This is a genomic window from Virgibacillus oceani (genome assembly GCF_014638995.1).
Lineage (GTDB): Bacteria > Bacillota > Bacilli > Bacillales > Amphibacillaceae > Virgibacillus_E > Virgibacillus_E oceani.
The window spans coordinates 282,759-297,730 of sequence record NZ_BMFR01000001.1; the positions used below are offsets into that span (position 1 = coordinate 282,759).

Sequence of the window (14,972 nt, forward strand, 5' to 3'; positions counted from 1 at the left end):
TGATCAGAAAAAAGCGGGGTACATACCTCGCTTTTTTCTATTCTAAATTAAATACAATTTCCTCATTATCAGTTACAACGTGATAGTATAATTCATTTTTATCCAATTGCCATTTATCCGATTTTCCATCGTATACTACAGTAAGCATTCTTGTTCTTGTGTAATTCTTTTTGTCTTTGTCTCTATACAGCCATCCCAGGTCGCCATTTGGCTCATGATACGTTACTTCTGCTTTTATATTAAATTTGTAGGTTTTTGATTGTTTGTCATATTCGGTTTCGAGCAATGTATCTTTATTGTATACGGTTTTTAATAATTTGCCTGTATAGTCTGGTTCATCAATCTTTATTCCTTTGATCCTTTCTGCTAAAGTTTTTTAACTTGTCAGTTATACCATCTTTCATAACTGATGCATCTCTTTTTGTTAATGCCTGGGCGTATTGCGCAAGTGTTTCATTTAGTTGATTCAGCATTTCGTCTTGATTTTCTTTGGACAATGGATAAATGGTATCAAACGTTTCGTGGTTGCTGTTGATATATACTTCTTCACTCTTTGCGGTTCCCCAGGGAAATTCTTTCTCAACATAAATAGAAACAGACTCATTCGTGGGAAACATTCCGATTGATTTTTCTTCGGGTCCAACCGTAATATCTGTTTTTTTACCATCCACAAATAGTGCAGCATCATCATAAATAGAGCTTATCGTAACTTCCTCTGCTTCAAGCTCTAACGTATGTACAAGTTTAGATTCACTTGAGTCAAATAACTCTACTTCATCACTCACACTTGAAGCAGCATATGGATTCTTAAATGTTGCTTTAATCTCATGAATGCCCGGCATAAATGGCCCAAATTCTTCATGATAATCTTTTCCGGTAGATGTGCCTACCTTATTTCCATCTACATACAATTCAACATCTTTTGTATCCATATAAAGGTCTAGATACATTGGCGTAACAATTATTTGATAATCATCAAATAACAGCCACTTTTTTCCTTCTTTTATCATGTTAAGTGTTGCATATGTATCGTTTAAGTATGCCATTTCATTTTCTCCAGAATTACTCATACTTTCTGCCTGTTGTGTTAATCTGCTAAGCAGTGCATCATACTTTTGAGGATTGCTGTTTAAATACTTTATAAAGTTTGCCGTGTTTTCTTTCGTAATATCAAATGAATCATTGACTGGACTAAGAAGTTTTTGCAGTTTATCTGTATTTTTATCTTCTATTGCTTGTTCAAAGTTTTGCAGTTTGTTTTCGGGTTGAAACTTTCCTTTGCCGATAAAGTAAAAGACAATGCAGGATAGACTTAAGATCGCGGCAATTGAGGCAATTAGGATAACCTTTTTACTAAGTGGCTTCTTTATAGTTGGATCATTCGACGATTTGGTCAATTGATTACCGCATTCCGGACAGAACTTTTTGTCGTCATTCGTTTGGTATCCACAATTTTTACACTCCATTGATTGACATCTCTCCCTTACTGAGAAAATTGAATTGAAATTTTACAATAATATAACCATCGTATCACAGTCGGAAAAAATCTTAATACCACTTTCTCACTATTTTAAGCCCTGTTACGTAGCTCTTTTTAACTAGTTTAAGTGGTGTGTCATAAAATTCCATTATCCTGAAAACGCTTAGAATTAACAAAACTAGCGGATTTAATATTACATTTTAATTACAAAGCGATGGGAAAATTGCGATTTATGAGCATTAATACCTAGTTTGAAAGTCACTGGAAAAAGGAATGAAGCTTCAACTGAAAAAGCAGGGGTGACTAATAATTTCTAATATCCATAATTGTTACTCAAATTGATATAATTTTTGTCTATTAACGAACGATATATAGAAAACTGTAGTTAATATTCGTTAAAATATCTTGAAATCAAAGTATTTAATCTAAAATATCTCGAATTCAAAGTATTTTCCGTGGGTGATAGGTATAAATGACTGTTTTGTGAATTCTAGCTTATCTTTGTAAGGCTTTTTTAGTAACATTGTTAAGAATGGTAAAACAGTATTAAATGATTAGGTAAAGGTGATCCAAATGAATAAAATTAGTCTGGTTTTATTAACGAAAGACAGCAGTTATGCAAATTACTTCTCAAACTTTATGATCAGCTCCAACATCAAAGAGAAATTTTCTTCTAAGATTTTCACGGATACAGATTCCTTCAAGAAAAACACACGTAATCAAAAACAGCATATTTTATTGACTGATCTTGAGGTTGACAATGAATGCTCTGTCAGTTTTGATAAGGTGATTTCACTCTCAGAGGAGCAAATAATGGTCCCGGATGAATTGAAGACTTCGATTTATAAATACCAGCCTTTCCATGAGCTTTTGTCACAGGTATTAGCCATATATTATGAGATGAATGGTAAATTAAGTTCGGTAATAAATGGTAAGGAAAAAGAAAAGGTGATTAGCTTCTTTAGCGGGAATGGCGGGGTTGGCAAGTCATTGTTATCCCTTTGCTTGGCAAAACATCTGAGCATGAATGATAAGCGGGTGTTCTATCTTAACCTTGAGGAATTACATAATACATATCTATATTTCAAACAAGATAGACCATCTTCAGCTGAGGTATTTTATTATTTGAAAAAGAATAAAAATCAGCTTATCGCTAATATCGAATCATTAAAATCCAGAGATTCATTAACTAACATAGACTACTTTGCATTACCTGTTCTCCCTGAGGAAATGCAAATAGCAACTGAAGAGAATATTGAATCATTAATTCAAGCCATAAGGGACACCCAAAACTATGATTATATTATTGTTGATCTTGACAGTTCTATCCATGAACGAAATCGTTCTGCCCTTAAGAACAGTGACGAAATATTTTGGATCTTATCGTCTAATGAAACCAGTTTTTCGAGTTCTGACAGCCTTTTAGCAAATGATTTGGTGGGCCTTGGAAACGATCGGTCCAATATACATTTTATACTAAACAATGTAGGCGAAGCGTTATTTGATGGTTTTGATTCGTTTAACTTTAGTATTGAAACGCATATCCGATTTAATATCCGCTATCTTGGCAGAAGTGAAGAAACAAAACTTATGGAAGATACTGTTATCGGTGAACAGCTATTCAAACTATTAAAAGAAAATGCTGTTCATTCATCGGAGGTGTCCCAGCAGTGGCAATAATTAATTCACAATCTAAAGAAACCACAGATAAGAACTTACCTAAAAGTGAAGATGATATTACTAAACTATTAATTGAAAAGCTTAGAGAAACGCTAGATTTTATGCACTCTACTACCAATGAGGAACTTTTGGGGCTTGTTGAAGAAACAGTAATTGAATACGCAAGAGAAAATAAAATCTCATCTACAATGATTAAAAAGATAGTCGACCGAATGTACCATGCATTCAGAGGGCTTGGTGTATTGCAGCCTATACTTGACGATCCGACAATAACAGAGATCATGATAAATAATTATGATGAAATCTATATCGAGAGAGCAGGTCAAGTATCAAATGCTGATGTAAAGTTTGAAAATCAGCAAAAGCTTGAAGATACCATTCAAGCAATTGTTTCCAAGGTAAATCGTGTTGTTAATGAATCCAGTCCGATTGTTGATGCAAGACTGGAAGATGGCTCCCGTGTAAATGTTGTTCTGCCCCCGGTAGCATTAAAAGGTCCAGCTATGACAATTCGTAAATTTCCAGAAAAACCATTAATGATAGAAGACCTGATAAATTTTGGAACTTTGGATGAAGAGACTGCTTACTTTCTGCAACAGTTAGTGGAAGCGAAATACAATGTATTTATTAGCGGGGGAACAGGTTCAGGAAAGACTACCTTTCTGAATGTATTGTCAAATTTTATCCTAGAAGATGAACGCATTCTTACGATAGAGGATTCCGCAGAATTACAAATTCGAAAAGTACCTAATTTAGTTAGCCTGGAAACTCGGAATGCCAATACGGAAGGAAAGGGAGAAATTGTAATTAAAGATTTAATAAAAGCTTCCTTGCGTATGCGTCCCAATAGAATAATCGTTGGTGAGGTCCGTGGAGAGGAGGCTCTTGATATGCTTCAGGCCATGAACACTGGTCACGATGGTTCATTATCCACCGGTCATGCTAACTCCGTATATGATATGCTAAGCCGTTTAGAGACAATGGTGTTAAGCGGTGCGGAGATGCCAATTGAAGTTATACGCAAGCAAATAAGCTCTGCGATTGATATTATGGTACATTTATCGAGACTTAGGGATCATTCCAGACGTGTTATGGAGATATCCGAAATCTGTGGAATGGAATATGGTGAAATTATTACTAAACCATTATATGTCTTTGAAGAAAGCGGAGAGGACTACAGAGGTAAAATAATTGGCAAGCTGCAAAAGACAGATCACAAGCTGGAAAACATAACAAAACTTAAACTAACTGGAAAGAAAGATATATTGGAGCAGTTTGCATAGAAGTGTAATTAAGGAGGGTGATAAATGAATACGAGAGAAATCCTTTCCCTTATTGCTATCTTTGTTTTTATAGGAATTATTATTTTTCGCAGAATCAGAAAGAATAAAATTAAAAACATTGAAAAAAAACTTGCTGAAAAACATGGTGCAGAAGTAAGGCGAAGAAGTATTGAGGCAATTAAAAGAAGAACAATTGGCGGGGAAAATCTTATTGATTATGGAACATACCAACTGTCAAAAAGTGAGTGGATTAAATATTCATTGCTAGCAGGGGCCGTTATTTTTGGTGTTGGGTTAATATTTTATGATAACCTTGTTATTTCAGGAATAGCAGCATGTTTGGGAATGTTTTATCCAAAGTTTAAACGAAAAGATTTAATAAAAGTAAGAAAAGATGAGTTATCACTTCAATTTAAAGAAGCAATTAGTTCCCTAGCCTCTTCGCTTGCAGCAGGTCAGTCAATTGAGAATGCATTTAGAGAGACACAAAAGGATTTAAAATTGTTATACCCTGATGGCGATACATATATCCTCAAAGAATTAAATTTGATTAATCGTCGAGTGGAAAACGGAGAAATAATTGAACGTGCAATTGATGATTTTGCAAAACGTTCAGATGTAGATGATATCCGTAACTTCTCAGATGTCTTTATCACATGTAAACGGACAGGTGGAGATCTAGTAGAGGTAATCAAACGAACAGCAGATATTATTACAGATAAAATTGAAATTCAACAGGATATAAGAGTATTAGTTTCCCAAAAGAAATTTGAATCCAAGATTATGGCTGTTGCACCAGTTGGAATTACCGTAATGCTAAAAGTTACATCGCCAGATTTTGTGGAGCCTTTATATAAATTCGGCACATTGGGACCTATTGTGATGACGGTTGCCCTTGCATGTATTATTTGCGGTCTTTTAATCAGTCAAAAAATCATGGATATTGAAGTATAGGAAGTGAATTTCTATGATAATAAAAAGTATTCTGCTTGTGATTCTTCTATTTATAGTTTTTATGAATCTTAAAAATAAAAAGATATATGAATCATTTATTGAAAGTTACAAAGAAGATATCACGTTGCCAATAATTGCTCCATATTCATTAGCAGTAATAGATAAATTAAAATTATACAAACGTATGCCGAAGCTAATAAATTCGATTCATCAAAAAATGATTATCTTAAAGGGCAGCAAGTTATCAGGCGATCATACGAAGATTTATTTGGTGAAAATTATTACATCCGTTACATTGGCAATATTCTTTACACTTGTATATGTGGAACTTGATGGAGGTAATTACACAAATTTAATTTATGGGTTGATTCTCACCTTGATTTTGAGTTTTTATTTAGTAAAAGATTTAGATAAAAAGGTAAAACAGCGAAAAGATTCTATCATAATTGAGCTTCCGGAGTTCGTTAATAAGGTGATACTTTTGGTAAATGCCGGTGACACGGTTCAAGGTGCCATAAAGAAATGTGTTGATCAAAACCAAAGTAAAGTATTTGATTCTCCATTATATTTTGAACTAAATGAAGCAGTAAACAAAATGTCATCCAACACTCCCTTTCAGGAGGTGATGAAGGACTTAAACTACAGGTGCGGAATTCAGGAAGTATCTATATTTACTACCACAGTAATGATGAATTACCGCAAAGGTGGGGCACTATTAGTTCAATCACTTAAGGAATTATCTGTTTCATTATGGGATAAACGTAAGACGATTACCAGAATTAAAGGGGAAGAAGCATCATCTAAACTGGTTTTCCCGATTATATTTATATTTGGTGCTGTATTACTAATCGTTATTTATCCGGCAATAGCAATTTTTTAACTATAAAAATTTCGTTATGAGGAGAGAAAGTAAATGGAAAAAAGCAGTTCTTTTTGGAAGAAATTTTGGAATGATGAAGAGGGGTTAGAAACAATAGAAGTATTGCTAATATTAGCAGTATTGGTTGCGATTGCTCTTTTATTTAAAGACAGAATTGAATCTTGGGCAAATAAATTATTTGACAATATTGATAAAAAGCTTCCAGGCGGCGAGTAAAAGCAAGAAGGGAGGCGTATAGGAATGAAGTCCTTTTTCAAGGATGAAAGAGGAAGCTTTACAATTGAAGCATCACTGGTATTTCCTTCATTATTGCTATTCACGCTGCTCGGTGTCTTCTTTTGTATCATTATTTTTCAAATAGGATCTGCGAATTATGCAGCTCAAAAAGCCGCTTCACAAACTGCTTATGTATGGAATAATTCTCATAAGGATTTAACAACAGGCGCATTTGATAAAAACTATTATGCGGGGTTGGATAAAGGCGGAGATGGATTATACTGGAGAATATTTGATGATGGCATTTTGCAAATATTTGGAATCAATGGGGGATTTCCGGGTGAAGGTGTAAAGGGAAGGAAACTTGAAAAAGCCAACAATGAGTTTGGTGAGGGTGCAATTAGTGTGAAATTATCGTATAGAAACAATATTGCGTTCAGCTATGTAGAAGCAGAAGCTGAATCATCATTGTATATCCCTTCCTTTGTAAAAAATATATTGGGACGTGATAATGTTGTGGCCACTTCAACCCATCTCGTTACCGAAAGCCCTGAACTAATTCGTAATTTTAACTTTGCTAAGTATGTATGGACAAAATCAGGAATAGGGGGGATGTTAAGTGGGGCTATGAATTCCATTACACAATTTTTCGGCGGGACTCCTGCCCCCTAAAATCGTAAGGTGTTGAGATTATGAAAAAAAAATTAAAACGCTTATTTTATAAGGATAATGGCTCTGTCTCCATCTATATGATCATTATTATATTGCCGATTTTTTTATTAAATGCATTGTTGATTGATACATTAAGAATTTTGTCCGCTGAGCGGGAAATTGAAAATGCTATAGATACAGCACTACGATCGACAATGGCATCATTTAATACGGACTTGGCAAATGTTGGATTGTTTGCGTATGGTGGGGACAACGATGTTAGTAATACCTTTAATGGTTATGTAAATGATCAATTTTATAATAATGGATTAAGTGGATATCAGAACCTTATTAGTCCAAGAATTGATTCCGCGACTGCTACTTTTGTAGAAGGTCGAGAACTTGTGGAATTAGATGTGTTCCGACATCAGGTATTAGAAAGTATGAAATACCAAGCACCAGTTCAAATGGGAGAATCTATTTTCACCCTACTTTCCGGGGGAAAGGGTATTTCACAGGAACAAATTGATAATGCGGAGAAATTGGTTGAGAATTATGAAGAGATTATTGGATTGATGAAGAAGAGGAATGCGGAGATTGAAGAAGCCCGTAAACAACTGGAACAAATAATTCAGGTAATTCAAGTTGATATACCTGAACGTGTTATTGGGACTGTACCAAACGGTGAAGAAAAACCAATTCCGAAAGATTTAAAAACTTTTAACCAAGTTCTCTTTTACTATGATCGGTACAATGAACTTAAAGACAAAGAAAAGTTATCCGATGATGAACAAAAAGAAATTGATAACTTTGAAAATGGTTTGAATGAAGAAACGTATATTTCAGTGGTGAATGTTGAAACGTTTGTTAAAGGCATTAATGATCATTTATTTGGCGAGAATGGAACTGTAACAAAACCAAAGGAAGGATCAGCAAAATTCTATAATGATAAAATCAATGATTTGATGGAACCAAATATGGAATTATTAGATGATCTTAAAAAGTTTACTTTAACAGATGCTTTTTTTAAGGATATAAAAACAAATATAGAGACTATTTATGAAGAAATAAGAATTGATAAGCCGATTAATGGGGAATTAAATATAGAAGATTACTCCATAGGTCAGTTGTTTGGCGCATTTTATCTTTCGATTTCCGGGAATTCTAAACCAATTGCAGAGTCTATTATTGAGTATATTCAAAACAAGTTAATATTATTACAAGAGAATCAGATTGTGCCTATAGAGGATTATATTAATAGATTTATAAAGTTAAGAAAAGATTTAAATAATGTTGATACAAAGAATGAAGAAGAAAAAGCAGATAAAAACTTTGGAGATCTGTGGGCTATTTTAAATGTATATAGTGACGTTAAAAATCAGATAGAAGTAGACTCTGAAATATACAAAGAGTTGAACAAATATGTTTTGGAATACAATGGAACATCGGGTGGTAGTGAAACAGTTGATGAACCATCACGTCTACAATTTATTAAAGATGCATTTAACCGCTTTAAAGAATTTGTTACTTTTATTCAAGGATTCCCCGAATCGGTTAGGAATGAGCTATATATTAATGAATATATTTTAGCTAATTATGGCACTCAAGCACCATATGAATTGATTGGGACTAAGGCTTACCAGTCCTTTAGTTACGCCACCAAACAGGCACAATATATAACATATGGTTATGCACAACCTGGGGTAAATTATTTTATGTTTATTAAAGATATTGCTTTGATTATGTTCGTCGCAAATCTTTTATCACAAGTGTTGCAAGGAGGATTTGCAGGTCCATTAGGATTTTTTAAGGCACTGGCTGCATCGTTAGCTACTACTCTAAATGATCTTCAAGAAATAACAAGAGGACCTCATTATGAATTAACTTGGTCACCGTTTAGCGCGTTTGGAAAAAGAGGTGTAAAGGTGACAATGCCCATGTTTTTACGGATAATAATGATGATGAAATCAACAACTAAATCATATAACAATGAAAAATTGAGAAGGTTACAGGCGGTAGTAACAAAGGAAACAAATCAAAAGCTAAATGATGCATCAACCTATCTAAAGGGTAATATAGAAGGAAAAATTAAATTATGGTTCATACCAGCATTAACGGAAATGCTGCCTAATGATTTTGGGAGAGTACAAGGAAGTTATTACTATATTGATAAGGATAAAGTCTATTCATATTAAAAAGGAGTGAATCTGTATGAAAAAAATATTATTATTATTTTTATTCACATTTGCGTTATTAGCCGGTTGTAGTGATGATTCGGGTGATAATAATGATTCAAATAATTCTAGTGATTCAAGTGAAAGTAATGAACAATCAATAAAAACCGATAGTGAAGAAAAGCAGGAGGATAAAAGCGTCTATCAGATTGGTGAAACAGCAACTATTACGAGTGACAGTTATGATTTCGATTACGAAGTCACAGTGACGGACTTTAATTTAGCTAATGAGGTTAATGATGTTACAATTGAAGAATTTATTGCCGGAGCAGGAGAAAGGGATAAATTTGCGGTAGTAGATGTCACAATAAAAAATATAAGTGATGAAGCTTATGTACCAAATGAAATGTTTTCTGCTAACTTTTCTGGATTCGATGAAGAAGGCGGTCATGTATCAATTGATGAATTTTTCACGGTAGGTGATAAAAAGTTAGAACCGGGAGATGAATTAAAAGGTCATTTAGTATATACAACTACAGTAGATTATGCGGATAAATTTTTATTAAAATATGAGGTAATGTCAGATGAAGAAACTCATTTTGTATTACCAAATCCGGAAATGTAATTAAGTTTTATAAAAAATATAGTTACCAGTTATTTTATTACGGTGAGGAATTAGTATTACTATTTCTTCACCGAATGTAATAATGATAAAAGAAATATTTTGCCTGGAGGTTATTATGAAAAAAATTCTTTTTCTATTATTAGCTATTTCATTAGTAGCAGGTTGTAGCAGTAATTCAAAAGATAATGATTCAAAAAATGAAGAGGAGCAGGCATCCAAACCTGAAACTCAGGAAGTAGCAGTACATAAAATCGAAGATACAGTGAAGGTTAAAAGTCATGATTTTGGTTTTTCTTATGAGGTAACTTTAAACAGTTATGACGAAAAAAAAGAATATAACGGAAAAACTGTTAAGGATTTAGTTGAAGGTGAAAGTTTGACAGGTGACTCCTTTGCTGTTGCAAACGTAACAATAAAGAACACTAGTGATCAAACATTTGTTCCAATGGAAAAATTAGAGCCGGTTTTTGATATCTCTGTCCCAATTGGAATTTATAAAGAGCTTTCTCCAAAATTAAATAATAGTTTAAAACCTGGGGATGAAATTACTGTAGATTTAGTATCGGGTTCTGGAAATAATAAGAATAATATATATCTGGTTTTTGAGTATATGAAAGACGAGGAAGCAAGATTTCTATTAAATAAAGTTGATGGATAATGCATTCATGGATTGTATTGCTGCCCTTAGGAATGGAATAATTCAGATAATATTTCATTCCTAAGTATAGTAACTAATGAGAAAAAAGATTCGGAACTAAATAAACTACATTTTAAAAAAGAGAAACCAATTGAATAAACTATTTATATTATTTTTAACAGTAGCACTTATGTTTGTGATAACTGGTCGCGACGGTGATTCTAGTGAAAATGAGAAATCAAAAGGGATAAATGAACAAACAACAGAATTGTAGGCTGCAGTAATGCTAACAAAAGAAATCGGAAACAAAGAGCGGAAAACTTTATGATATAGATGAAACAGTCAACGTTACTAATTTAGAAAAAGGATTTACATATGAAATCACTGTAAATAATACTGAGGTTACAAAACAATAAAAGGTACACTGGAATAGATAAATTGAAATCTGGAAAATTTGCAATTCTAAATATCGCTGTTAAAAATACGGGGATCAATCTATTAATCTAATAGAAAAAAAGGGTACAAGGGCATGTTAACAAACAATTTATTGTTTTAAGGTGAATTATTTTAAATGTGTATATTATTATCATACTAGTGAATATTCCATTAATTTAATATACAATTCAATCTGGAGTTATGTAAATAAGGATTTAGATAGTTGAAACAAAAATAGTCCAGAGCATTCAGCTAGTTTTCAATATCTCTTGACCAATAGGAATCTATAACAAAACTCTCCCTAAAATTTAATAATGGTCAACACCCTGGGAAAAAAGTCACTTGGATTTAGTTTCTGAATCAGAGACTAAGGAAAAACATATACCGTGTTTATGAATATTTGAAGAAACAAGTTTTCTATTAAATAATATTGATGGATAAAGTATTTATGGGTAGAGTTGCTTCCCTTAAGTTTAGATATACCAATGTTATGTTTGAGTATATAAGATATTCATAAATATAGGGGTGAAACAATTTGAAAAGGTTACTTATTTTATTTTTAGCAACTTCACTGGTATTAGTAATATCAGGTTGTAGTGATAATTCTGTTAATGAAAACAAAACAAATCAAGACACAAACGAAACACAAAGTGAAGATGTTAATAATAATAGTGACAATGAAAGTAAGAGTGAAAATGAAAAGAAGAAAATTTATCAAGTCGGGGAAACAGCTAAAATTATAAGTGGTTTGTATGATTTTCCATATGAAGTAACGGTAAACAGCTTTGAATTAATTAGAAAAGAAAAAGATGGAATTAACCCCAAAGAACTCTATGGTGGTGAACTGGAACCGGAAGAATCAATTGCTATAGCTAATGTAACTATAAAAAATATAAGTGATATGCCATTTATTCCAAATGAGAAAATTTCTGCTCAATTTTTAATGGAAGGTAAAGCATCACAAAATTCATTTGATCAATTCTTTACAGAAAGAAATGAAGAGTTAAAACCCGGAGAAGAAATAACAGGGAATTTAGCATATTTTAAGATGTACGATTCAAACGAAGATTTTCAGCTAGTCTATGAATTTAAAGATAAACAGGAAACCAAGTTTTTATTGCCGAATCCCAGCAAGTAATTTCTATAAATAAAACAATAGATAATATATAAAATGACAAAAAAGTTTATTTAGGGTACAAGGGCACGTTAACAATCAATTTATCAATTTAAGTTAAATTATTTTATATTAGTACATTGTTATCATGTCCCCCTATCCAATAATATTAAATTCAGTCATTTCCATGTTAAACGTTTTAGGGAAAAAAGAGGGAGGGTATCTTAATGAAAAAGTTAATAATCGTATTAATGCTAACTTTTATAGCAGTAGGTTGTAGCAATTCCAAAGAAAATAATGAAACTTCTGAAAGTGAAGATAATGCTGATCAAGAAATAGCTACACAAGGCAAAGTATACGATTCTAATGAAACCGCAAAAGTTATAGATTCGGATAGCGGATCTACATACGAAGTTACATTTAATAGTGCCAAGTTAATGGAAGAGTATAATGGTAAAACTGTTCAGGAATTTACAGGACTTGAGGAATTTAAATCAGATAAATATGTGGTGATTAATGCAACTTTCAAAAATACTAGTGAACACCCTATTAATTTAAAAGAACAAATCAATCCGGAATTTGGTAAATATGGAGTTGAATCGGCAGTATTAAGTAACTATGAGATGAAAATAGATAAGGGTATTAAGGCTGGAGAAAAATTTACAGTTGACTTGTTGTATCTCTGGCAAGATTTTGATGAAAATGTTAAATATTTCCTCACCTTTGAAAACTTTAAGGAAAATCAAACTCACATAACGGTACCTTATCCAGGTTAGTTTAACTAGGGTGGTTTTGCTGCCCTTAGGAATGGAATAATTCAGGTAATATTTCATTCCTAAGTACAGCAATTCATTAATTACTAAGTGTATAAAAGATTTGGAACTAATCAAATTGTATTAAAAAGGAGTGAAACCAATTGAATAAACTATTTATACTATTTTTAACAGTAGCACTTATATTTGTGATAACTGGTTGTGGCGATGATTCTAGTGAAAAAGAGAAATCAAACGGAACAAATGAACAAAAAACAGAATTAAACGATGACAATAGTAAAACTCAAGAAAGAGAGGGCAAAAATGTCTATCAAATTGGTGAAACGGCTCAAATTATTAGTGATTTATACGATTTCCCATATGAGGTTACTGTAAACAGTTTCGAATTGACTACCGAACCAGTGGATGGAGTTAAATTAGAAGAGAAGGTACTTGAAGTTGGCGAAAATGATCGCTTTGCAGTTGTAAATGTAACAATAAAAAATGTTAGTGACGAAGCCTTTGTGCCCAATGAAATGATATCCGCACAGTTAATTGGAGAAACAGTAGGTGAAAATTCATATGATGAAGAATTCTTTACTGACAGAAATAAAGAATTAAACCCTGGGGAAGAGATTACAGGTAATTTGGTTTATTTAAGTAACAATTTTGTAAAAGAGGATACTTTATATCTTGCTTATGAATATATGGCAACGGATGAAGAAACACGGTTTAAGTTACCAGTTTCTAAATAATTACAGAGATTCAAGGACTAAGGGTAGCTTGCTACCCTTAGAATTAAGAGAGTAGATTAGCTTATTAATCCACAACGTTTGTTGCAGATGTGAAAGTTAATAATAGTATTAATGGTGTACTTGGTTTAGTCGTAATGCTTGATGATTATAAATAATGTAATTTGTTCAATTTATAAACTGTTGCATATCAAAGGGTGTGATTACCTATATGTCCATATTAAAAAAAGAAAACGGGAGTATTACATTAGAAGCGGCAATGATTATTCCGTTATTTCTGGCATTGATATTATTGCTGACATCTTTTGTCAAAATAACAATAGCAGAAATGGCCTTGAAAGAGTCTGTCAGTGAAACGGCACAAACTGTTGCCCATTACTCGTATCTGACTTTGACAGCAGTAAATGCTATTGACCAAGCTACTGATGGATTTATTGATTCACTCGGGGAAGGGGCTGCGAGCAGAGCGGGGAATAGTGAAATTGCAAAAGTGCTAATGTCTAAGTTTGCAGATAAAGCAAAGGGTGCTATTCCATCTTCAGGGAAGCTATTAGAATCTGTTGATCAGTCTGTATATAAAGAGGTTGTAACTGAAAAATACAAACAAAAAGTAGGCAGTTCAGGTTTTTATAATGCTGATGGAATCAAAATTGTAAGTTCAAGTGTACCTACATCGACAGACAGTGCCATGGCAAAAGTGGAGGCAGAAGTAGAATTAAACCTTGTCATACCTTTTTTTGAAAAAACTATAAAAATAAAGAAAAAAGCTTTAGAGCGTGGATGGGTTGGAAATTAGTATGGAAAGGAGAAGATTGGATGTCGATTCATTTTTACATATTAATAATTTTTCTAGGTACCGCTGCATTTTATGATGTGAAATATTCCAGGCTGCCTAACTGGCTAAATGTTAGTGGGGTTATGGTTGGGTTATTGTATCACTTGTTATTTAATCAAATGGATGGATTTTTAAATTCATTTTTCGGATTATTGGCTGGCGGTGTTGTTATGCTGATTTTGTATATTTTCAAAGCTATAGGTGCTGGCGATGTAAAATTATTTGCAGCAATTGGGGCGATTTGCGGGCTGTTATTTACACTGTATTCCATGATGTATACGATTATCTTTGCCGGATTAATTGCAATCATTATTTTATTGTTTACAAAAACATTCCTAGTTAATATGACCTTGGCATTCTTTCATATTATCGAATCTATTAAAGATAAGTCGTTAACACCGTTGGACGAATTTAAAAATAATGTCTCGAATCGTTTTCCATTTATATATGCCGTAATACCAGGTGTTGTAACTTCATTTTATTATATGTATTTGGCTTAAGGAG

General features: G+C 32.8%; 17 protein-coding genes. 15 read left to right on the forward strand and 2 right to left on the reverse strand.

Annotated elements, in window-relative coordinates; translation table 11 throughout:
- Positions 1-37: 37 nt before the first annotated feature.
- Both IEV74_RS01430 and IEV74_RS01435 read right to left on the reverse strand, forming a co-directional pair.
- Positions 38-358: a YvbJ-related protein gene (locus IEV74_RS01430; protein ID WP_444545755.1), complete on the reverse strand. Its 321-nt coding sequence runs from the start codon at positions 356-358 to the stop codon at positions 38-40.
- Positions 339-1,466, reverse strand: coding sequence for a zinc ribbon domain-containing protein (locus IEV74_RS01435; protein ID WP_188453564.1), 1,128 nt, complete (start codon positions 1,464-1,466; stop codon positions 339-341). Before IEV74_RS01435 ends, IEV74_RS01430 begins: the two co-directional genes overlap by 20 nt.
- Before the next feature lie 587 nt (positions 1,467-2,053).
- Between IEV74_RS01435 and IEV74_RS01440 the strand changes: the two genes are divergently transcribed.
- The 15 genes from IEV74_RS01440 to IEV74_RS01505 all read left to right on the forward strand — a co-directional run bounded on the left by IEV74_RS01440 (position 2,054) and on the right by IEV74_RS01505 (position 14,968).
- Positions 2,054-3,160 (forward strand): AAA family ATPase, encoded by a 1,107-nt coding sequence (locus tag IEV74_RS01440; RefSeq protein WP_188453565.1) that lies wholly within the window; start codon positions 2,054-2,056, stop codon positions 3,158-3,160.
- Between the two features lie 101 nt (positions 3,161-3,261).
- Complete coding sequence (locus IEV74_RS01445) at positions 3,262-4,443, forward strand: TadA family conjugal transfer-associated ATPase (RefSeq protein ID WP_188453950.1); 1,182 nt, start codon at positions 3,262-3,264, stop codon at positions 4,441-4,443.
- Between the two features lie 24 nt (positions 4,444-4,467).
- Positions 4,468-5,397, forward strand: coding sequence for a type II secretion system F family protein (locus IEV74_RS01450; RefSeq protein ID WP_188453566.1), 930 nt, complete (start codon positions 4,468-4,470; stop codon positions 5,395-5,397).
- Between the two features lie 13 nt (positions 5,398-5,410).
- On the forward strand, positions 5,411-6,277 hold the full coding sequence (locus IEV74_RS01455) for a type II secretion system F family protein (protein ID WP_188453567.1): 867 nt from the start codon (positions 5,411-5,413) through the stop codon (positions 6,275-6,277).
- A 33-nt stretch (positions 6,278-6,310) separates the two neighbouring features.
- Positions 6,311-6,493 carry a Flp1 family type IVb pilin gene (locus IEV74_RS01460; protein ID WP_188453568.1) on the forward strand — a complete coding sequence of 61 codons (183 nt, stop codon included), beginning with the start codon at positions 6,311-6,313 and terminating at the stop codon, positions 6,491-6,493.
- A 24-nt stretch (positions 6,494-6,517) separates the two neighbouring features.
- Positions 6,518-7,165 carry a TadE/TadG family type IV pilus assembly protein gene (locus tag IEV74_RS01465; protein ID WP_188453569.1) on the forward strand — a complete coding sequence of 216 codons (648 nt, stop codon included), beginning with the start codon at positions 6,518-6,520 and terminating at the stop codon, positions 7,163-7,165.
- A 20-nt stretch (positions 7,166-7,185) separates the two neighbouring features.
- Positions 7,186-9,339, forward strand: coding sequence for a hypothetical protein (locus IEV74_RS01470; RefSeq protein WP_188453570.1), 2,154 nt, complete (start codon positions 7,186-7,188; stop codon positions 9,337-9,339).
- 16 nt (positions 9,340-9,355) lie between these two features.
- Positions 9,356-9,943: a DUF4352 domain-containing protein gene (locus IEV74_RS01475; RefSeq protein WP_188453571.1), complete on the forward strand. Its 588-nt coding sequence runs from the start codon at positions 9,356-9,358 to the stop codon at positions 9,941-9,943.
- 115 nt (positions 9,944-10,058) lie between these two features.
- A complete protein-coding gene (locus tag IEV74_RS01480; RefSeq protein ID WP_188453572.1) occupies positions 10,059-10,601 on the forward strand; it encodes a lipoprotein in 543 nt (180 codons plus the stop codon).
- 130 nt (positions 10,602-10,731) lie between these two features.
- Positions 10,732-10,854, forward strand: a complete 123-nt coding sequence (locus IEV74_RS19825; RefSeq protein WP_268233823.1) for a hypothetical protein — start codon at positions 10,732-10,734, stop codon at positions 10,852-10,854.
- Between the two features lie 696 nt (positions 10,855-11,550).
- A complete protein-coding gene (locus tag IEV74_RS01485; protein WP_188453573.1) occupies positions 11,551-12,153 on the forward strand; it encodes a DUF4352 domain-containing protein in 603 nt (200 codons plus the stop codon).
- A 203-nt stretch (positions 12,154-12,356) separates the two neighbouring features.
- Positions 12,357-12,905 (forward strand): hypothetical protein, encoded by a 549-nt coding sequence (locus IEV74_RS01490; protein WP_188453574.1) that lies wholly within the window; start codon positions 12,357-12,359, stop codon positions 12,903-12,905.
- 140 nt (positions 12,906-13,045) lie between these two features.
- Positions 13,046-13,636: a DUF4352 domain-containing protein gene (locus IEV74_RS01495; RefSeq protein ID WP_188453575.1), complete on the forward strand. Its 591-nt coding sequence runs from the start codon at positions 13,046-13,048 to the stop codon at positions 13,634-13,636.
- A gap of 208 nt (positions 13,637-13,844) precedes the next feature.
- Positions 13,845-14,429 (forward strand): TadE/TadG family type IV pilus assembly protein, encoded by a 585-nt coding sequence (locus tag IEV74_RS01500; protein WP_188453576.1) that lies wholly within the window; start codon positions 13,845-13,847, stop codon positions 14,427-14,429.
- A gap of 20 nt (positions 14,430-14,449) precedes the next feature.
- On the forward strand, positions 14,450-14,968 hold the full coding sequence (locus IEV74_RS01505) for an A24 family peptidase (protein WP_188453577.1): 519 nt from the start codon (positions 14,450-14,452) through the stop codon (positions 14,966-14,968).
- Positions 14,969-14,972 lie beyond the last annotated feature (4 nt).

Coding starts and splice junctions, on each gene's coding strand:
- IEV74_RS01435 (WP_188453564.1), bottom strand. CDS start 1,466: ATGGAGTGTAAAAATTGTGGATACCAAACGAATGACGACAAAAAGTTC.
- IEV74_RS01440 (WP_188453565.1), top strand. CDS start 2,054: ATGAATAAAATTAGTCTGGTTTTATTAACGAAAGACAGCAGTTATGCA.
- IEV74_RS01445 (WP_188453950.1), top strand. CDS start 3,262: ATGCACTCTACTACCAATGAGGAACTTTTGGGGCTTGTTGAAGAAACA.
- IEV74_RS01450 (WP_188453566.1), top strand. CDS start 4,468: ATGAATACGAGAGAAATCCTTTCCCTTATTGCTATCTTTGTTTTTATA.
- IEV74_RS01455 (WP_188453567.1), top strand. CDS start 5,411: ATGATAATAAAAAGTATTCTGCTTGTGATTCTTCTATTTATAGTTTTT.
- IEV74_RS01460 (WP_188453568.1), top strand. CDS start 6,311: ATGGAAAAAAGCAGTTCTTTTTGGAAGAAATTTTGGAATGATGAAGAG.
- IEV74_RS01465 (WP_188453569.1), top strand. CDS start 6,518: ATGAAGTCCTTTTTCAAGGATGAAAGAGGAAGCTTTACAATTGAAGCA.
- IEV74_RS01470 (WP_188453570.1), top strand. CDS start 7,186: ATGAAAAAAAAATTAAAACGCTTATTTTATAAGGATAATGGCTCTGTC.
- IEV74_RS01475 (WP_188453571.1), top strand. CDS start 9,356: ATGAAAAAAATATTATTATTATTTTTATTCACATTTGCGTTATTAGCC.
- IEV74_RS01480 (WP_188453572.1), top strand. CDS start 10,059: ATGAAAAAAATTCTTTTTCTATTATTAGCTATTTCATTAGTAGCAGGT.
- IEV74_RS01490 (WP_188453574.1), top strand. CDS start 12,357: ATGAAAAAGTTAATAATCGTATTAATGCTAACTTTTATAGCAGTAGGT.
- IEV74_RS01500 (WP_188453576.1), top strand. CDS start 13,845: ATGTCCATATTAAAAAAAGAAAACGGGAGTATTACATTAGAAGCGGCA.
- IEV74_RS01505 (WP_188453577.1), top strand. CDS start 14,450: ATGTCGATTCATTTTTACATATTAATAATTTTTCTAGGTACCGCTGCA.